The organism is Amycolatopsis sp. N2S4-7 (assembly GCF_058119595.1).
In genome coordinates, this window is the sequence record NZ_CP172299.1 from 6,275,561 (window position 1) to 6,299,117 (window position 23,557).

Below are 23,557 nucleotides of genomic sequence, written 5' to 3' on the forward strand. Positions count from 1 at the left end.
GTTCCGAGGACGGCTCCCGCCGCGACTCAGATTCACCTCGCGACTCAGGCTCCGAAGACGACTCGCCCCTCGACTCAGCCTCACCCCGCGACTCGGGCTCGCCCCGCGACTCGGGCTCGCCCCTCGACTCAGCCTCACCCCGCGACTCGGGCTCGCCCCTCGACTCAGCCTCACCCCGCGACTCGGGCTCGCTCCGCGACTCGGGCTCGCTCCGCGACTCGGGCTCGCTCCGCGACTCAGGCTCCGAGGACGACGACTCCCGCGACTCCGGGTCCCCCCGCGACTCAGGCCCCGAGGACTCACCCCGCGACTCGGGCTCCGAAGAAGACCCCCGCTCCTCATCCCCTCCCGCCCGCGACTCCCCGGCCCCATCCCCATCCGCTCGCGGGATGTTCGCCTCGTGAACCGAGTGCATCTGCTCCTTGGCGCCCCCGACAGCACCCCCGACCGCCCCACTGGACGCGCCCATCAGCAGCTGCTCCGGCGTCAACGACCCCAGATCCCCCGTAACCGCCGCCTGACCGACCGTCTGAGCCACGCCCTCGACCGCGCCCCGAGTCCCCGCGCGCATAGCCGCGTCAGCGATCTGCCCACCCGCGCTGTGCGAAAGCCCCTCGGTCGCCCCGCGGCCGATGGATCCCGAAGCCGCCCCCACGACTCCGCCGACCGCGCCCGAGATCGCCGCGTCGGAGGTCTTCGACCAGTCCCAGTCCTTGCGATCACCCTTGGCCATCTGCAGGCCCTGGATGCCCGCGTCCATGCCGAGGTTGATGGCCTCGTTCTTGAGGACCTCCATGCCGATCTTCTTGAGGCCCTGCTTGAGCAGCTTCTCCAGCAGCTCCTTCGCGACCTGCTTGAACCCCTGCTGAGCCAGCTTCTCGAGCAGCTGCCGGAACAGCATCTGCACGGTCATCCGGGTCGCGATCTGGGCCGGCGCGATGCCCGCCGTCGAGCCGCCGAACGTCACCGCCGCCGCCGCGATCATCGCCGCGATCTGGGCCGCCAGCACGATCAGCGAGATGATGATCATGTACTTCGTGTACTCGACGTCCAGAGCCGTCTGGTCGCACGAATCCCCGAGGGCCTTCGTCGCGTCGGCCAGCTGCTTGAAGTACGCCTCGTCGCCCTCGACGAACTTCTTCCACTGCTCGGCGAACGCGTCGGCGCCGTCGCCGGTCCAGTTGTCGCGGATCCCGCCGGCGGCCTGGTTACCCGCGTCCGAAACCGGACCCAGCGCGCTGGACGCCGTGTGCCACGCGTCCCGCAGCGCGCGCAGCTTGGTCTCGTCGCCCTCGGGCCAGCTCTCCCCGACGACGATCGGCAGCAGCCACTTGACCGCGTCGGGCATCTCCATACCCACGCGTCATTGCCCCTTGCCGAGCTGCGACTTGACGTCTTCGTCCGCGCCCGAAAGGGCCTTCATCGACTTGGCGACGTTCTGCTGCATCCCGCGCAGCCCCTGCACGAGGTTGGTGAAGCCCTCGACGGCGCCCTGCGACCCCGGCACGTAGTCCTTGGCGAACTCCTTGCCGGAGTCGTCGTTCCCCCAGCACTCGCCCTGCGCGGCCAGGGCGCTCTGCAACGTCTTCAGCGCGCTGTCGAGCCCGTCGGCGGCCGTGACCAGGCCGTTCGACGCGCGCAGCACCGCGTCCGGTTCCGCGGTGAAGCCGGAACCCCCGTCCGGCATCAGTCGCCCCTCGTCATCCAGGACGACGGCGGCTCCTCGTCCTCGTCACGCGGGGGGCGGACGCGCTTGGGAGTGGGCTTCGGCGCGGGCACGGGTGGCGGCACGGCGTCGTTGCGCAGGATCGAGCCACCTTCTTCGTACGAGGGCCGCGGGGCCGGAGCCTCTTCCTCGACGAAGTCCGGGATCGGCGGCACCAGCCCGGCCAGCGACGGCGCGCCCTCGACCAGGTCGGCGAGGTCGGGCAGGCCTTCGGTGATCGGCGCCATCAGGTCGGCGATCTTCTGCTTGACCTGCAACGATCCCTGCCGCACCAACGTCTGGACGGTGTTCGCGAGCTGCGCCGGAGTCGTGCGTTCGAACGTGTTCGGCGCGAATTCGAGCTTCGCGAGGCTGCCGCCGGCGTCGATGGTGGCGCGGACCAAGCCGTCGGGAGAGCTCACCTGAGCGGTCGTTTCCGCCGCCGCGGCCTGCGCGTCGCGCAGCTGCGCGGTCTGCCGCTCGAAGTTCTCCAGGAGGGTGTCCATCTGGTCCTTCATCGCGGCATTCCGTGCTTCGAGCCGTGCACGGTCGTCGCCCGCGGTGGTCACAGGTGCCCCCGGTGTCCCTCGAACCTACTAATGACTTGCCGTCACCCTAATGCCAATGGAGCAGTGACCGTGACCGGTTCGGGTGTTTGCCTCAGCGAATCACGCGACGCCGGGCCACCAGGTAGCCGGCCCCGCCGAGCAGGTAGCAGACGGTCGCGGCGATGAGGAGGCCCGGCGCGTGACCGTTGTCGGGGACGACGAGCGCGGCCAGCGAAACCGCCGCCACCTGCGTGATGTTGAAGAGCGTGTCGTACAGCGCGAACACCCGGCCGCGGGCTTCGTCGGCGACGTCGAGCTGGATCGACGAATCGACACAGAGCTTCAGCACCTGCCCGGCGCCGGTGATCACAAAGGACGCGAGCAGCGCCAGCGGCAGCACCATCGGCAGTCCCAGCCCGGCCTGGGCGAGGGCGGCGAGCACCAGGGCGCCGAGCACCGCGCGCAGCCGGCCGAAGACGCGGATCAGCCGGGCGGTCAGCAACCCCGCCAGCAGGAGACCCGCTCCGGCGAGCGCGGCCATCTGCCCGAGCCCGGGGAGCCCGGCGCGGAAGACGCCGTGGTCGGTGAAGTAGTTCCGCATCATCAGGACGGTGACCAGCAGCGACACCCCGAACGACGCCCGGTGCGCGAACAGCGCGACGAACCCGGCCGTGACGCTCGGCGCGCGCCAGGCGTGCTTCGCGCCGTCGGCCAGCCCGCGCGCGACGGCCAGCACGGGGTTCGGCGGCTCGTCGACCACCGACGGCCCGAGCACTCCCCGCGCGAAACCGCGCGCGATGAACGCCGAGAGGAGGGCGCCGAGGACGGCGAACACCGTGGTGTACGCCGATCCGACGTCGTCGCTGCCGAAGAGCGCCCGCAGGCCGATCGCGCAGCCGCCGCCGATGACCGCGACCACCGAGCCGAGCGTCGTGGAGAAGGCGTTCGCCGTCACGACGCTCTCTTCGGGCACGACGTGCGGCAGCGACGCCGAAAGCCCGGAGCCGATGAAGCGGCTGATCCCTTCCGCGGCCAGTGCCAGCGAAAACAGGCCGAGACCGCCGAACCCGAAGCCGACGGCGGCGGCCGCCGCGACGATCGCCAGCGCGCGCAGCAGGTTCGCGAAGATGAGGACCCTGCGGCGGTCCCAGCGGTCCAGCAGGGCGCCGGCGAAGGGGCCGACGACGGAGTACGGCAGCAGCAGCGCCGCGAACCCGCCGGCGATGGCCAGCGGATCGGCGCCGCGCTCGGGGTTGAACAGCACGGCACCGGCGAGCCCGGCGCGGAAGACGCCGTCACCCCAGCTGGCGGCGAAGCGCGTGAAGAGCAGCCGCCGGAAGTCCGGGTCCTTGAGCAGCTCCCGGGGGCCCTTTCGCGCTGTCGCCACGCCGACGCTGATCGTCACAAGGCCAGAGTAGAGGGTGGCCGACGCACTGAGGTCGCCTCTCGGCGGCTATGCGCAGTGTGGCTCCAGCCGGACGGTATTCCACAAAGGCGGTTCTTCAGTGAGCCCGGGGGACACGGAGTGCGCCGACCACTGTTTCAAACGAGGCTCTTGGGGCGATTGTTCCCGAGCCGAAGTAATTCGCCGGGCCAAGGGTGGGATCATGGGTGGCGTGCCAGCGGACGCCGAGGTTGAACCGGGAACGCTCCTGGTCGCCGCCCCCACGATGGTCGACCCCAACTTCCGCCGGACCGTGGTGTTCGTCATCGATCACCGCGACGAGGGCACCCTCGGCGTGGTCCTGAACCGGCCGAGCGACGTCGCCGTGCACGACGTGCTGCCCAACTGGGGCGGGCACGTCGCCGAGCCGCAGGCGGTGTTCGTCGGCGGTCCGGTCGAGAAGAAGACGGCGTTGTGCCTGGCCGCGCTGCGCACCGGCGAGACGGCGGCGAGCGTGCCGGGCGTGATCGCGGTCCGCGGCCCGGTCGCGCTGGTCGACCTCGACACCGATCCCGAGGTGCTGGTGCCGAAGGTCCGCGGCGTGCGCGTCTTCGCCGGCTACGCGGGCTGGGACTCGGGGCAGCTGGCCGGCGAGATCGAGCGGGACGACTGGGTGATCGTGCCCGCGCTGCCGAGCGACATCCTGGCGTCGCCGAACGGCGATCTGTGGAGCCAGGTGCTGCGCCGCCAGGGCATCCCGCTGGCGCTGCTGGCCACCCACCCGGGCGACCTGCAGCGGAACTAGGCTTCGTCCTTCTTGAAGACCCCGCAGCCGCCGGCGCCGCACGCGCAGCCGCTGCACCCGGCCGGCGCCGCCGGAGCGGGAGCCGGGACGGACAGCGCGGCCCGGTTGCCGAGCACCCCGCCGCCCATGATCAGCAGGAACATCGCCAGGACGCCGGCCGTCGCGGCGGAGATCAGGCCGCCGGTCGTCGGCATCGCGAGCCCGGCCAGCCCGGAGAGGACCGCGATCGCCCCGCCGGCCGCCGTGGGCAGCCCGGCGACGCGGTTCGCGAGCTTGAACGCTTCTTCGCTGCGCAACGCGGCCTGCGTGCGCACGCCGGTGCCCCCCTCGCGCGTCAGCTTTTCGCGGACGCCGAGGACACCGCCCCAGCCGACGAGGACACCGAGCAGGATCGGAACCAGCGCGATAGCGAACACGGGACAAGGATAAGCGTGACGTCCTGGCAACCTGGCGGATACCCTGATCGACTGTGCTACAGGCCATGTCACCGCGCGTACTGCCCACTGTGTTGGCCACTGCCCTGATCGGGGGAATTCTCGCCGCGACACCGGCGAATGCCACCGAGAGTCACGAGCGGCCTCTCCGGCTGCTGGGCGAGCAGATCGTCCCGAACGCCCTCCCGTTCCAGGGCACGACGGTCGGCGGCCTGTCCAGCATCGACTACGACCCCCGGACCGGCGGTTACGCGCTGATCTGCGACAACCGGTCGGCGATCAACCCCGCCCGCTTCTACACCGCGACGTTCCCGGTGTCCGCGGACGGCGTCGGCCCGGTCACCTTCACCGGCACGAAGCCGCTGCTGCGGCCGGACGGCACGCCGTACCCGCCGCTCGCGCAGAACGATCCCTCGAAGCCGCAGAACGAGCAGACGATCGACCCCGAAGAGCTGCGCGTCGACCCGTGGAGCGGCGGCTACTACTGGTCGCAGGAGGGTGAGCGCACGGCGACGACGTTGATCGACCCGTCGATCCGCGAGGCGCGCCGCGACGGCCGATACGTCCGTGACCTGCCGATTCCCGCCAACGAGAAGATGACGCCGACCGCGGGCCCGCGGCAGAACCTGGTCCTCGAGGGCATCACGTTCGCGGGGTTCGGCTCGCTGCTGGCCAGCGAGGTCGAGGGTCCGCTGCTGCAGGACGGCCCGGAGCCGACGACGACCACCGGCGCGCTGTCGCGGATCACCCTGCAGTCGCGGTTCGGGCCGGTGCTGGCGCAGTACGCGTACCCGCAGGAGCCGCTTTTCGCGTCACCGGTGCCCGCCGGCGCGTTCGCCACCACCGGCGTGTCCTCGATGCTGGCCGTCGACCAGGCCGACCCGACGAAGTTCCTGATGATGGAGCGCTCGTTCGTCACCGGCGTCGGCAACAAGGTCCGCGTCTACGAGATCGACACGAAGGGCGCGACGAACGTCCTGGACGTGAAGTCCCTCGGCGAGGCGAAGCACGTCAAGCCGGTGAAGAAGCGTCTGCTCTTCGACGCGGCCGACCTCGGGTTGTCCACTGTGGACAACCTCGAAGGCATGACGTGGGGCCCGAAGCTGCCGAACGGCGAGCGCAGCCTGGTGCTCGTCAGCGACAACAACTTCTCCGCGACCCAGGTCACCCAGTTCGTCGCTCTGGCGGTCCCCTCCGAACGGCTTTGACCAGCAAGTTACGATGTGCACATGAACACGGCTCGGCTGCTCCTTAGCCTGCCGCGCTGACCGGGCCCGGCCCGGCCGGCGCGGCGACCCCTCATGCCCTGGTGGCTGAGGGGTCGAGTTGTTTCTGGAGTAGCTCGAACTCGGAGGAAGACGGCGATGACCGAGACAACAGGGACCGACGTCCCGGCGCACCGCTACACGGCCGCGCTGGCGGGTCAGATCGAGCAGCGCTGGCAGGACCACTGGGCCGACCAGGGCACCTTCCACGCGCCCAACCCCGTCGGGCCGCTGGCCACCGAGGGGCAGCCGGTCCCCAGCGACAAGCTGTTCGTCCAGGACATGTTCCCGTACCCGTCGGGCGCCGGCCTGCACGTCGGGCACCCGCTGGGCTTCATCAGCACCGACGTCTTCGCCCGGTACCACCGGATGATCGGGCGCAACGTGCTGCACACGATGGGCTTCGACGCGTTCGGCCTGCCTGCCGAGCAGTACGCCGTCCAGACCGGGCAGCACCCGCGCAAGACCACCGAAGAGAACATCCGGACCTACCTGCGCCAGATCCGGCGCCTGGGCCTGGGCCACGACGAACGCCGTCGCATCTCCACGATCGACCCCGAGTACTACCGCTGGACGCAGTGGATCTTCCTGCAGATCTTCAACTCCTGGTACGACACCGAGGCGGGCAAGGCGCGCCCGATCGCCGAGCTGGAGGCCGCGTTCGCGGACGGCTCGCGGCCCACGCCGGACGGCCGTGACTGGGCGTCGCTGAGCGCGTCCGAGCGGAAGAAGGTGATCGACGACAACCGGCTGGTGTACATCTCCGAAGCGCCGGTCAACTGGTGCCCGGGCCTGGGCACGGTCCTGTCGAACGAAGAGGTCACCGCCGACGGCCGCAGCGAGCGCGGCAACTTCCCGGTGTTCCGCCGCAACCTGCGGCAGTGGATGATGCGGATCACCGCGTACGCCGACCGCCTGGTCGACGACCTGGACCTGCTGGACTGGCCGGAGAAGGTCAAGTCCATGCAGCGGAACTGGATCGGCCGCTCGCACGGCGCCCGCGTCACGTTCAAATCCGGGGACGACGGCATCGAGGTCTTCACGACCCGCCCGGACACCCTGTTCGGCGCCACCTACATGGTGCTGGCGCCCGAGCACCCGCTGGTCGACAAGCTGATGACCGAGGCGTGGCCTTCGGGCGTCGACGAGCGCTGGACCGGTGGTGCCGCGACGCCCGCCGCAGCAATCGAGGCGTACCGCGTTGCCGCCTCTCGCAAGTCCGAGCTGGACCGGCAGGAGAACAAGGAGAAGACCGGCGTCTTCACCGGCGCGTACGCGACGAACCCGGTCAACGACAAGCAGATCCCGATCTTCGTCGCCGACTACGTGCTGATGGGCTACGGCACCGGCGCGATCATGGCCGTGCCCGGCCAGGACGTCCGCGACTGGGAGTTCGCCGAGAAGTTCGGGCTGGAGATCATCCGGACCGTGCAGCCGTCGGAAGGTTTCGACGGCAAGGCGTACACCGGTGACGGCCCCGCGATCAACTCCGGCTTCCTGGACGGCATGGACGTCGCCGAAGCCAAGAAGACGATCATCGACTGGCTGGCCGAAAAGGGCGCCGGCACCGGGACCGTCCAGTACAAGCTGCGCGACTGGCTGTTCTCGCGCCAGCGCTACTGGGGCGAGCCGTTCCCGGTGGTCTACGACGAGAACGGCGAAGTCCACGCCGTCCCCGAGTCGATGCTGCCGATCGAGCTGCCCGAGGTCGCCGACTACTCGCCGGTGACGTTCGACCCCGAGGACCGCGACTCGATGCCGTCGTCCCCGCTGGCCCGCGCGACCGACTGGGTCGAGGTCGAGCTGGACCTGGGCGACGGCCCGAAGACCTACCGCCGCGACATCAACACGATGCCGAACTGGGCGGGTTCCTGCTGGTACCAGCTGCGCTACCTGGACCCGACGAACAGCGAGACGTTCTGCGCGCCGGAAAACGAGGCGTACTGGATGGGCCCGCGCCCGGGCGAGCACGGCGCGGACGACACCGGCGGCGTCGACCTGTACGTCGGCGGCGTCGAGCACGCGGTGCTGCACCTGCTGTACTCGCGGTTCTGGCACAAGGTGCTGTTCGACCTGGGGCACGTGACGTCCAAGGAGCCGTACCGGAGGCTGTTCAACCAGGGCTACATCGAGGCGTACGCGTACACGGACGCGCGCGGTGTCTACGTCCCGGCCGAGCAGGTCGAGGAGCGCGACGGGAAGTACTTCTTCAACGACGAAGAGGTCACCCAGGAGTACGGCAAGATGGGCAAGAGCCTGAAGAACGTCGTCACGCCGGACGAGATGGCCGAGAACTACGGCGCCGACACGTTCCGGTTCTACGAGATGGCGATGGGCCCGCTGGCCATGTCGCGCCCGTGGGCGACCAAGGACGTCGTGGGCGCGCACCGGTTCCTGCAGCGGCTGTGGCGCCTGGTCGTCGACGAGGCGACCGGCGAGCTGCGGGTGTCCACTGAGGACGCCACGGAGGCGGACCGGAAGGTGCTGCACCGGACCATCGCCGGCGTCCGCGAGGACTACGCGGAGATGCGGTTCAACACGGCCGGCGCGAAGCTGATCGAGCTGAACAACCACGTCACCAAGGTGTACGGCGCGGCCGCGTCGACGCCGCGTGAGCTGGCCGAGCCGCTGGTGCTGATGCTGGCGCCGCTGGCCCCGCACCTGGCGGAGGAGCTGTGGCACCGGCTGGGCCACGCGGACTCGCTGGTGCAGGGCCCGTTCCCGGTGGTGGACGAGAAGTATCTGGTCGAGGACTCCGTCGAGTACCCGATCCAGGTCAACGGCAAGGTCCGCTCCCGGGTGACGGTCGCGGCTTCCGCGTCGTCGGACGAGGTCCAGGCGGCCGCGCTGGCGGACGAGAAGGTGGCGGCGCTGGTGGGCGAAGGCTCGCCGCGCAAGGTGATCGTCGTGCCGGGGCGGCTGGTCAACATCGTCCTGTAGCGCCACGGCGGAAAGCCGCCGGTACTTCTTCCGCGTTCTCGATTTGATTGAGCAGTCAACGAAAACTGTTCGAACAAGGGAGAACCGGGGATGACGCTCGACGGCAAGGTGGCGCTGGTGACGGGCGGCAGCCGGGGCATCGGCGCGGCCACGGCACTGCGGCTCGCCGAGGACGGCGCGGACGTCGCGCTGACGTACCAGCACAACGGCGCTCGCGCGGCCGAGGTGGTCGAGCAGATCAAGAACCTCGGCCGCCGGGCGCTGGCGGTCCAGGCGGATTCGGCGGACGCGGCCGCGGTGTCGGCGGCCGTCTCGGCGACGGTTGCCGAGTTCGGCCACCTGGACGTCCTGGTGAACAACGCGGGCGTCGGCTTCGTCGGCGCGCTGGCGGAGACGTCTCTGGACGACGTCGACCGCGTGCTCGCGGTGAACGTCCGCGGCGTCTTCGCGGCGACCCAGGCGGCGGCCGCGGTCCTGAGCGACGGCGGCCGCGTGATCACGATCGGCAGCTGCGTGACCGACCGCGTGCCCGGCCCGGGCATGGCGCTGTACGCGACGAGCAAGGCGGCGATGGTCGGCCTGACCAAGGCATTGGCGCGCGAGCTGGGTCCGCGCGGCATCACGGTCAACCTGGTCCACCCAGGCCCGACGGACACGGACATGAACCCGGCCGACGGCCCGTACGCGGCGGACCAGCGAGCCCTGACGGCGTTCGACCGCTACGGCGCGCCGTCCGAGGTGGCGGCGACCGTCGCCTACCTGGCTTCCTCCGGCGCCGGCTACGTGACGGCAGCGGTGCTGTCGGTGGACGGCGGCCACGCGGCCTAGCCGGAGTAGAGCCCGATCTCGCGCGCCAGGTCGATGAGCATGGACTCGAAGAGGACGTCCGGCTTCGACATCGGGATCGGGTAGTTGCCGAAGACCTCGAGCGTGACGTGCCCGTAGAGCCGGGCCCAGAACTGGATCATCAGGTACGTCACGCCGAGGTCGATCTTCTCCACCGGAACGTCCTGATCGGACTCGGCGAGCACGGTGACCAGCGATTCCTGGAACGTCTTGAGGTCGTCCCGCAGCTCGTCCGGCACCCCGCTGGCCGACGGCAGCACGATGTCGGTCCGCGCGAGCACCCGCCCGGCAGCGGCGAGGAAGATCCGCCCGAACGGCTCGTCGACCCGGCTCAGCGCGGACCCGGACGTGGACCCCACCCCACCGGTCGGCGACGCGAAGACGAGGGTGAATTCCTTCGTGTGGGTAAGCGCCCACCGCCGGAAGCCCTTGCAGATGGCGAACAGCTGCAACATCCCGTCATCCGGCAGCTCGGCGATGTCCTCGGCGAGCTCGTCGGCCAGGTCGGCGCAGACGTCCAGCCGCAGGTTCTCGACGAGGTCATCCCGCGACTCGTAGTACCGGTAGAGCGCGGGCGCGGTGATGCCGAGCTCCCGCGCGATGGCGCGCAGGGTGACCGCCTCCGGCCCCTGCTCGACGAGCAGCCGCCGGGCGGTCCGCCGGATGTCCTGTTCGGTAGCCGCACGCGCGCGACCCCTCCGCGTGGGGTGGCTCATCCGAACAGTCTAGGTGCTTACTACGACAAATCTTGCATTTACGCGATCTCCGCCGTAACGAAGGCGCAGCTCAGACCCTTGCCTTGAGGTTGGTCAACACCGTGTCGGCGACTTGGGGGCCCACGTCGAAAGAGTCCTTGCCTTCGCTCGTGGCCTTGTCGCCCAGCGTCAGTGCCATCGAAAACGCGAGTTCGTCGGTAACCCCCACCACGATGACGCACGCGCGCTTGTCGTCAGTGTTCGCGTACGCGACTGCCGGGAACCCCTGGATCGGGGACAGCGGCTGCCACCGCGCCGCCGTGGGCTGGACGTTCTGGTACGCCAGGCTGATGCCCTGGTCGGACTTGACCTGGTAGTTGACCGCGATGCTGGCGCCACTTCCGGAATCGCTGCTCCAGTTGCAGGCTGAGCCGAGTGCGTCATCGCTCGCCCTGCCTTGGGTCGGCTTGCCCAGGAGGTCCGTGAGCTGGTCGCGAGTCAACGCCGTGTCGCAGGGGCTACCGGCGAGAACTGTCGACGGGAGCGGCGAGTCGACTTTGGGGGCTCCGCTGTGAGGAAGGGCCGCCGCGGCGGACTCGGCCGTCGAGGGTGTCGGGCCGGCCGTGCCGCCCTTGTCCGTGCAACCCGCGAGCAGGAGCCCGCAGGCAGCGATGGCGACAACAGTGATTCCTCGCCTGTTCATTCGAGTGTCCCGCGTTTCGTGGTCGTGTCCGCTGCTTGCTGGTCATTTTCTTCGTGCATGCCGAGGGCCAGGCGCAACCGGCGAATCAACTCGGTGAAGTAAGCGAACTGGTAATCCAGATGGCCCTGGTAGTAGCGGCCGGTCTCGTTGACGCCGTTGGGTCCATCGACAGCCTGGATGCTGGCTGGCTCCTGGGCCGGCGGATAGGCCTGGGACAGAATGCGAGCGCTGTCGCGCTGCTCGCCGATCGTCTGCCGCTGATCTTCGGCCTTCTTGAGCATCGCCCGCATCTCCGCGCTGCTCATCGCGAACCCCTGCCCACCGGCTGGCCGCGAAGCTCCGCTTGCCGTGTCCGTCGCCCAGAAACCCACGTCGCTGAAGATCGCGCTTCCCGGATCCGTCACCGAACTCCTCCCCTCAGGCCGTGCAGCGTCGCGTACAGCACCTCGGTCATCGCCGCGCGGCTGCCCGGCTGGAAGCTCACCATCCGCTCGCCCCGCGGTCCCGGGTACACGTACGTCAGCACTCGCCCCATCCCCAAGACGTCCACCGCCGTGATCGGTGCGCTGCGCGTTCCCTGGTTCACCGCGTAGCACTGGTGCAGGCCCGTGCGCTTCGCCGCCATCAGGTCGCGCGCCCACGGCAGCGGATCATAGGCGGGCTCGTCAGTGGGGTCCGTCAGGTCGTACGACGCTTCGGCGCGACAACCCGAGAACCGCGACTGCGGGATCGACACGTCCGGAATGCGCGCGGCCGGCACCGAAGGCAGCACGTCGACCAGGGATTCCGCCATCTCCGACGGCTCCACGACGTCGATCCGCACCGTGTCGTCCTTGCGGATCAGCCGGAGCGCGTCCGGTCCGTTGGCCGACACCAGGACCGCGCCCGACTCGTCCGCCTCGATGTCGCCGAGCCACGCTGTGAACTGGTGGTTGCCCTTCGCCAGGACTCGCAGGACCTCACGGAACTCGCGCGTCAGCGTGCCGCCCGCCGCGAGCCGGAGCGAGGCCAGGACGTCGAGGACCTTCTCCTCGAGGCGCTTGCGGGTTTCGTCGCCGAGCCAGAAGTTGTCCGGGCCGAGGACCGCGGGCGGCGGGCCGTGCCGCTCCCACTCCCACGCGGTCAGCAGGGCGGCCTTGGGCAGGAAAAGCGTGCTCACAGCCCGATCACCGGCGGCACCGGCCTGTCGTCGGACCCGCCGAAGATGCTCTCCGGATCGGCTTCCAGCAGGTACGACGGGCGCTGGTGCTCCTCGTCCTCCTGCTTGCCCTTGCCGGCGCCGGCGCCCATGCCACCCATCCCGGGCGAGCCCGGTTTGCCGGACGCGCCGCCGCGGACGCCGCCGGCGGCCCCCGGACGTCCTTCGCCGGGAAGGCCCGCGCCGCTGCCTCGGCCACCGCCCGGTACGGCGCCGGTCGTGCGGCCACCCGAGCCGGTCCCGCCCGCGCCGGACGAGCCGCTCGAGCCCGGCCCGAAGCCACCGCCCGGTCCGAAGCCCGGGCCGAAGCCGCCGGGTGAGTACGGCGACGAGCCGCCGCCCGGGCCCGTTCCCGGCGGCTGGTAGCCGGGGTACTGCGACGGCGTCGGCGGCACAAACCCCTGCGCGCGGACGGTGTCGTCCGCGACCGGCACCGGCGGCTGCGTGTAGTGCCCAGGCGGAGGCGTCACCGGCGGCGTCACCTGACCCGGCGGCTGAACCGGCTGGACCGGCTGGACCGGCTGCACCGGTGGCACGTCCGGCCGTCCGTCGTCGATGCGGTGACTCGGCGGTCGCGGGTCGCGGTGGTCCGGCGGCCGCGGCGGTGGGTCCTTGACCTCGAAGTCGCCGCCGTCGTACTGGCGGAGCTGGCCGTAGTCGATCGTCCGCGACGCCGTGTTCGCGCTGGACTGCTGCGCGTACGAGTTGTACCGCTCGACGTTCTCCTGGGCCTTCTGGTCGTACTGGTTGATCTTGTCTTCGGTGTCGGTGTCCCACGGCGTCGCGACGTCCCAGGCGCCGCGCGTCGGCGGCTGGTCGGTGACGTCCTGGTGCAGCGCGTTCTTCATCGCGTGGAACTGGTCGATCTGCGTCTGCGCGAGGTCCGAGTTCCGGTCCAGCGTCGCCGACGCCGAAGTCGCCGACGCGGTCAGCGGCTGCAGCTTGGCCCGCGCCGCGTCCGCCGCGCCGCCCGTCCACGCCGATTCGAGGCCCGAGGTCAGTTCGTGGGTGTCCTGCTCCAGCTGTCGCTGGTACGCCGACTGCGCGACGCCGGCCCGGTGCACCTCCTGCAGCGAACCGGTGCCCTTGCCGGTCATCACGGCCTGCACCAGCTGGCCCGGTGACAACCCGGCGGCCTGCGGATTGGCGGCGCCGGTGCCCGTCTGCGACGCGATGTACGCGCCGGCGACCGCGCCGGCCGGTCCGCCCGCGACCATGCCGATGCCGGCTCCGGTCAGGACCTTGCCGAGGCCCTCGCTCCCCGACTCGACGGCGTGCGCGATTTCCGACCCGACGTGCTTGGCAGCGTCGAGCATGTCGCCGAACAACCCCACCGAACTGCGCTCCCCTCGCGTTCGATCACCCCTCCTGCGTCACGCACAATACCGCACCGATTACTACCCGTGGAGAGAATTGGCCAGGTCAGGGCTCCGGGTCTGCCACCGCGTCAGCGGCCGCAGCAGCCACATGCACGGCACGGCCATGCCGAGCGCGCAGAAGAAGTGCACGGTCCACGCGCCCGCCAGCGAGGGACCGCCCCACGACCCAGCGGCGCCGTCCTCGGTCCAGAAGAAGCCGAAAGTCGCGATCCGCGCGACCAGGTACCAGATCAGCAACGCGACGACGAACGACGCCGCGGCGGCGAACACGGCACCGCGCCGGAGCTCGGCGCCCAGCCAGCGCCGAGCCAGCCGCTGCCGCACCGAGGGCCCCGCCAAGTAGGCGGGCAGCGCGAGGATCGCGTAGATCGTCCGTTTCCAGTCCGAAATGCTCATGGGAACCACGCTAGGAGCCGCTGACCAGCGCGAACAGCCGGTTGACCACCGGCTCGGGTGGGGAAAACCGCAGGGTCTTCGTCACACCGAGCGGAACCACCCGCGACTGTCGGTGCCATGTGCCACACTCGGTCGCCGTACGGCTACTGACGTGAACGGGGGAGGTTCGCGTGACGAACCCTGAGCAGCTGCTCGCCGGCTTCGAGGCCAAGATCGCCGAGGCCAGGCAGAAGGCCGACCGCATGCAGGCGGAGATGGCGGCGGTCTCCGCGTCCGAACGCAGCCAGGACGGTCAGATCGCGGTCAAGGTCAACCACCTCGGCAACCTCGTCGGCCTGGAGATCGGGCACTCGGTCCGGGAGAAGCCGAACCTCGCCGACGAGATCCTGCGGACCGTCCGGCGCGCGCAGAGCAAGCTGGCCGGTGCGGTGCAGACCGGGATGCCGTCGATCGCCGGCACCGAGACCATGACCGAGCTGGTCGGTCAGCTGCACCGGGAGTACCCGGAGCCCGAGCCGCAGGGCTTCGTCGAAGGCGGGCCCGCGGCACCCACCGACGGGTCCCGCTTCCTCGCGGAGGAGGAACCCCCGCCTCCGCCGAAACCGGCGGCGCCCAAGCCGCCCGCCGCGCCGCCGCGCCGCCCGCCGGAAGCCGGCGCCGACGACGACTACTTCAGCGACGGCGACTACCTGCGCTGACCAGGCGAACGAGGGAGGGAAGACCGTGAACAACCCGCAGCCGGACATCCGGATCGAACCGGCGCAGCTGCTGTCCCACGCGAAGACGCTGGAGCCGCTCGTCGAGCGGTTCGCGAAGGCGCTGGACGCGGCGGCCCAGGTCGTCGACCCGATGGCCTTCGGTCTCATCGGCCAGGCCTGTGGTCTTGGCGCGCTGTGCGGTGTCGCGCAGACGTTGGGCAGCGACTCCATCGGCCACGCGAAGAACGTGGCCCAGGAGCAGATCGACCGCGTCCGCGCCTGGTCGCAGCACGTCGACTGGCGCGAGCAGGACGTCAAGGCGAGCCTGGACGGGATCCACGTTGACTGAGAACGCTTTGGTGACGGCGGCCGAGAAGAAGGTCGACGAAGGATCTTCGGCGCTCGAAGGCGCTGGGATGGCGCAGGACTTCTGGGACGCGGCGACCAAGGCGGCCGACGGCGACTGGACCGAGGGCCTGCTCAACCTCGGCTTCGGCGCCGCCGGGGTGGCGGAGTTCCTCCAGGACCCCATCGCGGGCCTGGCCAGCATGGGTCTCGGCTGGCTGATCGAGCACGTCGAATTCCTGCGCGCGCCACTCGACTGGGTGACCGGGAACCAGGAACAGCTCGAAGTCATGCAGGAGACCTGGGCCAACATCAGCGACGAAATCGACGGTGTGGCCAAGGACCTCACCGAGGCGGTCAAGGCGGACAGCGCCGAATGGAAGGGCGAAGGCGCGGACGCCTACCGCGCGTTCGCCGCCGAGCTCGGCGACATGTACTCCGGCGTCGCCGGTGGCGCGAAAGCCATTTCCGTCCTCATCGAGGTCTGCAAGAGCATCCTGAACGTCGTGCGCAGCGTGCTCCGGGACCTGCTCACCGAGTGCATCGGCAAGCTGATCAGCATCCTCGCGCGCTACCCGGGGCCGGCGGCGCCCGCCGGCTTCGCCGGTGAAGGCACGGTCGAGGTCGTCTCGACCGGCGAGCGCATGCTGGAGTGGCTGCGGAAACTCATGCGCGCCTTCGCGAAGGGCGTCAAGAAGTTCGACGACCTGAGCGGACTGTTCCGGATCGTCGGACAGAAACTGCTCGCGGCGTTGAGGGACGCCGCCCACGCGGCCCCGGGCATCTTCAAGGACGGGCTCAAGGAGCTGCCCAAGGCGCTCGGCGAAGAAGCCGGTAAGGAAGCCGGGAAGAAGACCGCGGGCGCCTACGACGAGGCCGACAAGGAGTACCGCGAGAACCACTACAACGAGAAACAGCCCGAACCGGTCTTCCGGCAGCAGGGCGCCCAGCGCATTTCCGGGTCGATCTAGCCGCTGTGGTGTCGACGACTCCGAGCGGGCGGGAGCAGGCCGCGGTCCAGGTCCGGCTGCCGCTCCACAATCCGCCGGGTGACCTGAAGCTGGCGACCGGGTGCGTGATCTTCATCGGGATCGTGCTCGCGGTTTCGGCCGGTCTCCTGCTGTGGTTGCGCCGCGACGATCCGGTGGCCCACGTGGTCACGCCCGGGCTCGCCTTGCTGGCGGCGGGGTGCTTCTGCATAAGGCCGATCCTCGGGCGTTACCTCCGTCGCCACGGCGCGCTGGTGCGGGCCCGGGTCGAGTTCGGCCCCGACGGGTTCAGCCAGCCGCTCGAAGACAAGACCACCCTGGTTCTGCCGTGGGCCGAGGTCCGTCGCTTCGTCTTCCGCGAGGGCCAGCCCGCTGACCGGGTCGCTCTCGCCGTTTCCCTGGTGGACGAGGCGGCTGTCCGGTACCTGGCGCCCGATCTCCGGCACGAATCCGAGGACGGCTACATCCTGTCGTCGGCCATGGCTCGCGAGGAGGCCGAGAAGGCCGCGGCGGCGATCGAGCGGTACCGGCCGGGGCTCGGGCGCTGGACCTCGAAGAACGTCCGGCGCGGCGGCTTCGGCGTGCCGCAGCCGGTGACGCGGCTGATCCGACGTTGGCGCGCCGCCGAGCCACGATCGGTCGTCGGCGCTGACCGGGCGTCGGCCGGCCGCAAGTTCTTCCTGTGGGCGGGCTGGCTGGCCGTCGTCGCCGACTTCACCGCGCCGGCCTTCTACGACATCCCACCGGGGATTCCGCTGCCGGTCGCCGTGGTCATCTGGGTGCTGCTCTACCGGACGCGTTATCGGGGCGACCTCGGAGAATTCGTCCTGACGGCCGCCGCGATCACCTGGCGACCACGGGAGGGCGCGCCCGTCGTGGTGCGGCGAGCCGACCTCGCGCGGCTGACGACCGAGCCACCGACGAAGAGCGCCACCCGGCACTACGTCACCCTTCGCGCGATTTCCCGCGACGGTGACGAGCTTTTGGTCAAGAAGATCTCCCGGCCCGCGGCCGAACGCGTGACACAGGCGGCCGCGGTGGAGACGGTCGGCTGACCCGGCGGTGTGGGCTGGGCGCCGCCGACGCCGATCACTCGGGGGGCTACGTGATCGGCGCCGGCGACCCGATGCCCTGCCCGGCTCGCGCCGGTTGGGGCAACGTCAACGCGTTGCCGCGATGACGCACCTGGAGAGCGGGACCGGTCCCTGAAGTGACGGCCGGGGGACGGACATCCCCCGATCGAGTGACGGGTATCCGCTGCTCGCATGATTGTCGCACTCAGCCCCGGATAAGTTACAAAAACCTTCACTTTCCCCTTGCTCACCCGTGTTGACCTGGTCCAGGCGCCTTTCGTGGCACAGTGCGGGCATGAACTCTGACGTGCTCGTTGTGGGATCCGCCAACGCCGACCTGGTTGTCGCGGTGGATCGGCGACCGGCGGGTGGGGAGACCGTGCTGGGCGGCGACACCGTGCTTTTGCCGGGCGGCAAGGGGGCCAACACGGCCGTCGCGGCGGGGCGGCTCGGGGCGGACGTCGCGCTGCTCGGCGCCGTCGGCGACGATCCCTACGGCCGGTTGCTGCTCGATTCGCTCCGCGCCGCCGGCGTCGACACCGGGCTCGTGCGGACCAGCGACCGGCCGACCGGCATCGCCTACATCACCGTCACCCCGGACGGCGAGAACTCGATCCTGGTCTCCCCCGGCGCCAATTCGAGTCTGGAGCCCGCCGACGTCGACGCCGTCTTCGACGGGGTGGAGGTCATGGTCGGCTCGCTCGAGGTGCCGCTGCCGACCGTCGAGCACGCCGTCGCGCGCGCTGCCGAAAAGGGCGTCAAGGTGCTGCTGAACCTGTCGCCGGCGGCGGAACTTTCCCCGGAAACGCTGGCCAAGCTCGACGTCCTGCTGGTCAACGAGCACGAGGCCGCCTGGCTGACCGGGCCCGGCGCGGACTTCCGGAAGCTGCTCGACCTCGGGCCGCGCGCGGCCGTCGTCACGCTCGGCGCCGCCGGAGCGGTCGTCGTCGAAACCGGCGGGGTCACCGAGGTCGCGTCACCGAAGGTCGAGGCCGTCGACACGACGGGAGCCGGGGACGCCTTCGCGGGCGCGCTCGCGGCGTCGCTCGCCGACGGCGCCGACCTGGTGTCCGCGGCGAGGCGCGCGGTGCGTGTGGCGGCCTTCAGCGTGACGCGGCGCGGGGCTCAGCCGTCCTACCCGACCGCCGCCGACCTGGGGGAATGATCATCCGCTCGCGCGTGTTGCCCCTCACATGGGCGATTCGTTCGGCTCGGCCTGGTGGCGCGGCTACGCCGCTCAGCTGAAGGCGATCGCGGAGGCGCGGCGGCCCGACCACCTCGCGATCATGCCCCTCGACGAGACGCTGAAGGCGCTCGGCAAGCAGACCGAGCTCGACGAAGGCGTCTACGACGTGCCGCTGGAGGGTGTCGTCGGCACGGTCGCCCGCGCCGGGGACTTCGACCGCGAGTTCCGGCCGCGCAACCGGGCGCTGCGCGACCGCTGGGAGCACCTCACGCGGACGTCGGCGGACCTGCCGCCGGTGCGGCTCGTGCGCCTGTCCGAGATGTTCTTCGTCGAGGACGGCCACCACCGCGTCGCCATCGCGCGCGCCCGCGGCGCCCGGACCATCCGCGCGCGGGTCCGCTGGATCAGCACGGTGGCGTGCGCGCTGCGCTGCCTCACGCTCGCGGACCTGCCGTCGAAGACCGCCGAACGGATGTTCCTGGAGCGCGTCCCGCTGCCGGACGACGTCCGTCTCGGGCTGTGGCTCGACGATCCGGCCGACTGGTTCCGGCTCGCCGACTCGGCCGAGGCCTGGGGTTTCCGCCGTATGCTGGCCGGACGGCCGGTGCGCAGCCGGGACGAGCTGGCCGAAGCCTGGTGGCACGAGGAGGTCCGGCCGGTGCTCGAACAGGTACGTCGACGCGGCTTGCGCCCGCCACCACGAGATATCGAGACCTATTTGAGCTATGGTCTAGACCATGTCTGAGTCTCTGTCCGGGGTCGCCGTCAGCCCCGGCCGCGCCAGTGGTCCCGTCGTCCGCGTCGCGGAGCCGCTGGGCGAGCCCGCCGCCACCCCGGCCCCCGCCGACCCCGCCGCCGAGGCCGCCCGGATTTCCCCCGCGGCCGCGATCGTCGCCGGACGGCTGGAGAAACAGGCCGAGACCGCCTCCGGCGAGGCGGCGACGATCCTCATCACCACGGCGGCGATGGCGGCTGACCCCGCGCTCGCGGCGCAGGCGGAACAGCTGGTCAAGACGCAGGGCCTGCCCGCCGCGCGAGCCGTCTACCAGGCCGCCGAGGGCTTCGCCGAAGCGCTGGCCGCCGCCGGCGGGTACATGGCCGAGCGCGTCCGCGACGTCCGCGACGTGCGTGACCGGCTGATCGCCGAGCTGCTCGGCATCGCGCCGCCGGGGGTGCCGGAGCTGACGTCGCCGAGCGTGCTCGTCGCCCGCGACCTCGCGCCGGCCGACACCGCGGGCCTCGACCCGGCCAAGGTGCTCGCCCTGGTCACCGAAGAGGGCGGCCCGACCAGCCACACGGCGATCCTGGCGCGCGCGCTCGGCATCCCGGCCGTCGTCGCGGTGCGCGGGCTGCTGGCCCTGGACGCGCAGGCGCTCGCCGTCGACGGCGACACCGGCGCGGTCGAGGTCGCGGACCCATCGGCCCCGGTCGTCACGGCGACGGTGGCGCAGCTGGCCGACTGGAACGGCACGGGCGCGACGTCCGACGGCCACCGCGTGAAGGTCTACGGCAACGTCGGCTCCCCGGCCGACGCGCAGGCCGCGGCCGACGCCGGCGCCGAGGGCGTGGGCCTGTTCCGCACGGAGTTCTGCTACCTGGACGCCTCGGACGAACCGTCGGTGGCCGACCAGCGCGCGGCGTACACCGCGGTGCTCTCGCCGTTCCGCGGCAAGCCGGTGATCGTGCGGACGCTGGACGCGGGCGCCGACAAGCCGCTGGCCTTCCTCTCCCCGGAGGCCGAGCCGAACCCGGCGCTCGGCGTCCGCGGGCTGCGCGTGGCGTTCGACCGTCCCGAGGTGCTGGACCGCCAGCTCGAAGCCATCGCGGGCGCGGCGGAGGACTCCGGCGCCGAGGTTTCGGTGATGGCCCCGATGGTCGCGACGGTCGAGGAAGCCGCCTGGTTCGCCGACCGCGTCCGCGCGGCGGGCATCGCCAGAGCAGGCGTGATGATCGAGATCCCCGCGGCGGCGCTGAGCGCCCGCGAGATCCTCGAGGTCGTCGACTTCGTCTCGGTCGGCACGAACGACCTGGCCCAGTACACGTTCGCCGCGGACCGCCAGCTGGGCGCGGTCGCGAAGCTCAACGACCCGTGGCAGCCGGCCCTGCTGCGCCTCCTCAAGCTGATCGGCGACGCGGCCAAGGCCACGGGCAAACCGGCAGGCGTCTGCGGCGAAGCGGCCGCAGACCCGCGGCTGGCCCTGGTCCTGACCGGGCTGGGCCTGACGAGCCTGTCGATGAACGCCCCGGCGGTTCGGACGGTGGGCGCAAGCCTGGCGGCTGCCACACTCGCGGAGTGCGAGGCTTTGGCCGAGGCGGCTTTGGCGACTTCCGACCCGGTAGCGGCACGCGCGGCTGCCCGGCCCTGACGGGGGCGCAGCTGAGCGCCGCGGCGGCCCGGCGGCTCGCTCGGCGGCGGCTTGGCGAGTGCGAAGCCCGGCCGCCTTGGCGACCTCCGACCGGTAGCGGCCCGCTGCTGCCCGCCCTCGAGCCGAAAATCCACCCCCACTCCCAGGGGCGCCCCCCACTTTCAGTCTATCGGTCATCACCGACAGTGCCGGGCTGTGCCAACCTGGGAGCGCGGAGTTGTTCACATTGATCGAGGGGTGTGGACAACCTGTCGTAGGTCCGTGAAGGCCACCTGAGAACCACAAAGGTGGCCTTCACGGCGTCCACCCAAAAACCTCGGCGCCGGTTGTCGATTCCGGTACCGGCTGCTCGACGAAGTGGTGTAGCCACCGAGTCGAGAGGACGCCGACATGACCGCCACCATCACCGCCGATGCGCCGGCCGCCGCGGGGAGGGCTGGGCGTCGGGAGTGGGTTGGCCTCGCCGTGCTGGCCCTGCCTGCCCTGCTCGTCTCGCTGGACGTCTTCGTCCTCGTGCTGGCCCTGCCGAACATCGCCGCCAGCCTGCACGCCGATGGCACCCAGCAGCTGTGGATCATGGACATCTACGGCTTCATGGTCGCCGGGTTCATGGTCACCATGGGGACCCTCGGCGATCGGATCGGGCGGCGGAAGCTGCTGCTCGCCGGGGCCGCCGCCTTCGGGGTCGCCTCCGTCGTCGCCGCCTTCTCCACCTCTGCCGGCACGCTCATCGCCGCCCGGGCCGCGCTCGGGATCGCCGGGGCCACGCTCGCCCCGTCGACCCTCTCGCTCATCGGCACCATGTTCCAGAACCCGCGGCAGCGCGCCGAAGCGATCGGGATCTGGGCCGGCTGCTTCACCGTCGGCGCGATCATCGGCCCGATGGTCGGTGGCTTCATGCTCGAACACTTCTGGTGGGGCTCGGTCTTCCTGCTCGGCGTCCCCGCGATGGTCCTGCTGCTGGTCATCGGCCCGAAGCTGCTGCCCGAGTACCGCGACGAAACCGCCGGGCGCCTCGACCTGCCGAGCGTCGCCCTCTCGCTCGCCGCGATCCTGCCCGCCGTCTACGGCGTCAAGGAGCTCGCGCGCGACGGCGTCCACCTGGTCCCCGTCGTCGCGCTGGCCACCGGCCTGGCCGTCGGGTACGTCTTCGTGAAGCGGCAGCGGACGCTCGAAGACCCGCTGATCGACCTGAGCCTGTTCGCCGCGAAGGCGTTCCGGACCACCCTCGGCGGGATGCTCCTGTTCAGCGTGCTCGGCGGCACCACCATGCTGTTCGTCGCGCAGTTCTTCCAGATCGCGCAGCAGCTCTCGCCGGTCGGCGCGGCCCTGGGGCTGCTGCCGGGGATGGCCGCCTCGACCGTCAGCTTCCTCGCCGCGCCGGTCCTCGTCCGCCGCGTCCGGCCGGGCACCCTGATCGCGGGCGGGGTCGCCCTCGCCGCGACCGGCATGGTCGTGCTGACCTTCGTCACCGCCGACGCCGGGCCGGTGTGGCCCGCGCTCGGGTTCGCCGTGACGTCGCTGGGTGTCGGCCCGATGGTCGCGCTGGGCACCGACCTCGTCGTCGGCTCGGTCCCGACGCGCAAGGCGGGCGCCGCCGCTTCGCTCGCCCAGACCGTCAACGAGTTCGGCTACGCGCTCGGCCTCGCGACGGTCGGCACCCTGGGCAACGCCGTCGTCCGCGCCCACGGCTTCGCCGCCGGGCTGCACGTCGTCGCCGGGCTGGCGGCCGCCGCGTTCGCCGTCCTCGTCTGGCTGGTGCGGCGCAACCTCTGACGGCGAAGGCCTCCCCACCCGATGCCTGGGTGGGGAGGCCTTCTTGACGCCGGGGGCAGAGGGACCCCGGCTAGCCGAACAACCCCCGCCGGGGGTGCCGGATGACCAGCGAACCGCCGTGCACGCGGCCGCTCAGCACGAACCGCGGGTTCCCCATCCGCCCGTTGCTGCGCGTCTTGTCCTCCATCGCGCCGAACTTGACGTCGGTGATCGCGTTGACGTCGACCGCGGCGTGCTCCGGGATGATGATCTCGACCGAGCCCCACTTGGCGTCGAGCTCGATGTGCACCACCGGCGACTGCACCTGGGCTTCGGTGAAGTCCAGCTTCGTCGAGCCGTACTTGTTGCGCACGACCATCTCCGGCGGCACCACCCACGGTCCGCCGCGGTGCAGCGACGAGTACTTCGCGTTGAGCTCGAAGCGCCGTCCGGGTGCGTAACCGCCGTAGCTCGACGGAGGCGCGTACGCCGGCGCGGCGGCGAGGGCCGCGGCCGGGTGGTAGAGGCCGGCGAGGTCGGCCAGCACGGCGTTCAGCTCGCCGCGGGTCTTCGACGCCAGCGCGCGGTCCGTGCGTTCGGTGAACTCGTCGAGGTCGATCATGCCGCGGCCGATGGCCTTCTGCAGCACGCCGACGACGTGCTCGCGCTCGTCGTCGGAGACCCGCAGGTCCCGCTCGCTCAACGGCTTGGTCTCGGTCACCGATTCCGCCGCCGTGGTCTCTTCCTCGCCCATGCTGACGATGGTAGAACCGGATTTCACCAGGGAGATCGGGGGAAAACCCTGAACGGACCCGTAATCCGGGGTGTCGCCATCGGCGCGGCGCTG

23 protein-coding genes and 1 pseudogene are annotated in these 23,557 nt (G+C 71.0%); 12 read left to right on the top strand and 12 right to left on the bottom strand.

What is annotated here, in order from left to right; translation table 11 throughout:
• Positions 1-970 precede the first annotated feature (970 nt).
• The 4 genes and pseudogenes from ACH54P_RS29535 to ACH54P_RS29550 form a co-directional block, all read right to left on the bottom strand.
• Positions 971-1,354 (bottom strand): annotated as a pseudogene (locus ACH54P_RS29535) (WXG100 family type VII secretion target); the annotation flags it as partial.
• A 9-nt stretch (positions 1,355-1,363) separates the two neighbouring features.
• Complete coding sequence (locus ACH54P_RS29540; RefSeq protein WP_489906599.1) at positions 1,364-1,687, bottom strand: WXG100 family type VII secretion target; 324 nt, start codon at positions 1,685-1,687, stop codon at positions 1,364-1,366.
• The gene (locus ACH54P_RS29545; protein WP_489906600.1) at positions 1,687-2,223 is read right to left on the bottom strand and encodes a YbaB/EbfC family nucleoid-associated protein; all 537 of its coding nucleotides are present in this window, start codon (positions 2,221-2,223) and stop codon (positions 1,687-1,689) included. Before ACH54P_RS29545 ends, ACH54P_RS29540 begins: the two co-directional genes overlap by 1 nt.
• Positions 2,224-2,365: 142 nt before the next feature.
• On the bottom strand, positions 2,366-3,658 hold the full coding sequence (locus ACH54P_RS29550) for an MFS transporter (RefSeq protein ID WP_489906601.1): 1,293 nt from the start codon (positions 3,656-3,658) through the stop codon (positions 2,366-2,368).
• Positions 3,659-3,860: 202 nt separating this feature from the next.
• Here ACH54P_RS29550 and ACH54P_RS29555 point away from each other — a divergent pair, with 202 nt between their 5' ends.
• Positions 3,861-4,442 carry a YqgE/AlgH family protein gene (locus ACH54P_RS29555; protein ID WP_489906602.1) on the top strand — a complete coding sequence of 194 codons (582 nt, stop codon included), beginning with the start codon at positions 3,861-3,863 and terminating at the stop codon, positions 4,440-4,442.
• Here ACH54P_RS29555 and ACH54P_RS29560 read toward each other — a convergent pair.
• Positions 4,439-4,858, bottom strand: a complete 420-nt coding sequence (locus ACH54P_RS29560) for an SdpI family protein (RefSeq protein ID WP_489906603.1) — start codon at positions 4,856-4,858, stop codon at positions 4,439-4,441. The genes ACH54P_RS29555 and ACH54P_RS29560 overlap by 4 nt on opposite strands.
• A gap of 65 nt (positions 4,859-4,923) precedes the next feature.
• On the opposite strand from ACH54P_RS29560, the gene ACH54P_RS29565 reads away from it, so the two are divergent.
• The 3 genes from ACH54P_RS29565 to ACH54P_RS29575 all read left to right on the top strand — a co-directional run bounded on the left by ACH54P_RS29565 (position 4,924) and on the right by ACH54P_RS29575 (position 9,909).
• A complete protein-coding gene (locus tag ACH54P_RS29565; protein WP_489906604.1) occupies positions 4,924-6,084 on the top strand; it encodes an esterase-like activity of phytase family protein in 1,161 nt (386 codons plus the stop codon).
• 156 nt (positions 6,085-6,240) lie between these two features.
• On the top strand, positions 6,241-9,081 hold the full coding sequence (leuS, locus tag ACH54P_RS29570; RefSeq protein WP_489906605.1) for a leucine--tRNA ligase: 2,841 nt from the start codon (positions 6,241-6,243) through the stop codon (positions 9,079-9,081).
• 90 nt (positions 9,082-9,171) lie between these two features.
• Complete coding sequence (locus tag ACH54P_RS29575) at positions 9,172-9,909, top strand: SDR family oxidoreductase (RefSeq protein ID WP_489906606.1); 738 nt, start codon at positions 9,172-9,174, stop codon at positions 9,907-9,909.
• On the opposite strand, the gene ACH54P_RS29580 is transcribed toward ACH54P_RS29575, so the two are convergent.
• The 6 genes from ACH54P_RS29580 to ACH54P_RS29605 form a co-directional block, all read right to left on the bottom strand.
• Positions 9,906-10,643: a TetR/AcrR family transcriptional regulator gene (locus tag ACH54P_RS29580; protein ID WP_489906607.1), complete on the bottom strand. Its 738-nt coding sequence runs from the start codon at positions 10,641-10,643 to the stop codon at positions 9,906-9,908. The two genes, ACH54P_RS29575 and ACH54P_RS29580, sit on opposite strands and share 4 nt — an antisense overlap.
• A gap of 70 nt (positions 10,644-10,713) precedes the next feature.
• Positions 10,714-11,325: a DUF3558 domain-containing protein gene (locus ACH54P_RS29585; protein WP_489906608.1), complete on the bottom strand. Its 612-nt coding sequence runs from the start codon at positions 11,323-11,325 to the stop codon at positions 10,714-10,716.
• Complete coding sequence (locus ACH54P_RS29590) at positions 11,322-11,729, bottom strand: hypothetical protein (RefSeq protein WP_489906609.1); 408 nt, start codon at positions 11,727-11,729, stop codon at positions 11,322-11,324. Before ACH54P_RS29590 ends, ACH54P_RS29585 begins: the two co-directional genes overlap by 4 nt.
• Complete coding sequence (locus ACH54P_RS29595) at positions 11,726-12,484, bottom strand: ESX secretion-associated protein EspG (protein ID WP_489906610.1); 759 nt, start codon at positions 12,482-12,484, stop codon at positions 11,726-11,728. Before ACH54P_RS29595 ends, ACH54P_RS29590 begins: the two co-directional genes overlap by 4 nt.
• Positions 12,481-13,857, bottom strand: coding sequence for a hypothetical protein (locus tag ACH54P_RS29600; RefSeq protein ID WP_489906611.1), 1,377 nt, complete (start codon positions 13,855-13,857; stop codon positions 12,481-12,483). The genes ACH54P_RS29595 and ACH54P_RS29600 overlap by 4 nt, the downstream gene beginning before the upstream one ends.
• A 63-nt stretch (positions 13,858-13,920) precedes the next feature.
• On the bottom strand, positions 13,921-14,298 hold the full coding sequence (locus tag ACH54P_RS29605) for a hypothetical protein (protein ID WP_489906612.1): 378 nt from the start codon (positions 14,296-14,298) through the stop codon (positions 13,921-13,923).
• A 170-nt stretch (positions 14,299-14,468) separates the two neighbouring features.
• On the opposite strand from ACH54P_RS29605, the gene ACH54P_RS29610 reads away from it, so the two are divergent.
• The 8 genes from ACH54P_RS29610 to ACH54P_RS29645 all read left to right on the top strand — a co-directional run bounded on the left by ACH54P_RS29610 (position 14,469) and on the right by ACH54P_RS29645 (position 22,731).
• Positions 14,469-14,996, top strand: a complete 528-nt coding sequence (locus ACH54P_RS29610) for a YbaB/EbfC family nucleoid-associated protein (RefSeq protein WP_489906613.1) — start codon at positions 14,469-14,471, stop codon at positions 14,994-14,996.
• Between the two features lie 25 nt (positions 14,997-15,021).
• Positions 15,022-15,345 (top strand): hypothetical protein, encoded by a 324-nt coding sequence (locus tag ACH54P_RS29615; RefSeq protein ID WP_489906614.1) that lies wholly within the window; start codon positions 15,022-15,024, stop codon positions 15,343-15,345.
• Positions 15,338-16,312: a WXG100 family type VII secretion target gene (locus ACH54P_RS29620; RefSeq protein ID WP_489906615.1), complete on the top strand. Its 975-nt coding sequence runs from the start codon at positions 15,338-15,340 to the stop codon at positions 16,310-16,312. The genes ACH54P_RS29615 and ACH54P_RS29620 overlap by 8 nt, the downstream gene beginning before the upstream one ends.
• 5 nt (positions 16,313-16,317) lie before the next feature.
• A complete protein-coding gene (locus tag ACH54P_RS29625) occupies positions 16,318-17,385 on the top strand; it encodes a hypothetical protein (protein ID WP_489906616.1) in 1,068 nt (355 codons plus the stop codon).
• 313 nt (positions 17,386-17,698) lie between these two features.
• Complete coding sequence (locus tag ACH54P_RS29630; RefSeq protein WP_489906617.1) at positions 17,699-18,568, top strand: ribokinase; 870 nt, start codon at positions 17,699-17,701, stop codon at positions 18,566-18,568.
• Between the two features lie 28 nt (positions 18,569-18,596).
• Positions 18,597-19,334 (top strand): hypothetical protein, encoded by a 738-nt coding sequence (locus ACH54P_RS29635; RefSeq protein WP_489906618.1) that lies wholly within the window; start codon positions 18,597-18,599, stop codon positions 19,332-19,334.
• Positions 19,327-20,955 (top strand): phosphoenolpyruvate--protein phosphotransferase, encoded by a 1,629-nt coding sequence (gene ptsP / locus ACH54P_RS29640; RefSeq protein ID WP_489906619.1) that lies wholly within the window; start codon positions 19,327-19,329, stop codon positions 20,953-20,955. The genes ACH54P_RS29635 and ptsP overlap by 8 nt, the downstream gene beginning before the upstream one ends.
• 390 nt (positions 20,956-21,345) lie before the next feature.
• Positions 21,346-22,731: an MFS transporter gene (locus ACH54P_RS29645; protein WP_489906620.1), complete on the top strand. Its 1,386-nt coding sequence runs from the start codon at positions 21,346-21,348 to the stop codon at positions 22,729-22,731.
• Positions 22,732-22,801: 70 nt separating this feature from the next.
• Here the strand turns inward: ACH54P_RS29645 and ACH54P_RS29650 are convergent, their stop codons facing one another.
• Positions 22,802-23,464, bottom strand: coding sequence for a DUF1707 SHOCT-like domain-containing protein (locus tag ACH54P_RS29650; RefSeq protein ID WP_489906621.1), 663 nt, complete (start codon positions 23,462-23,464; stop codon positions 22,802-22,804).
• Positions 23,465-23,557: the final 93 nt, after the last annotated feature.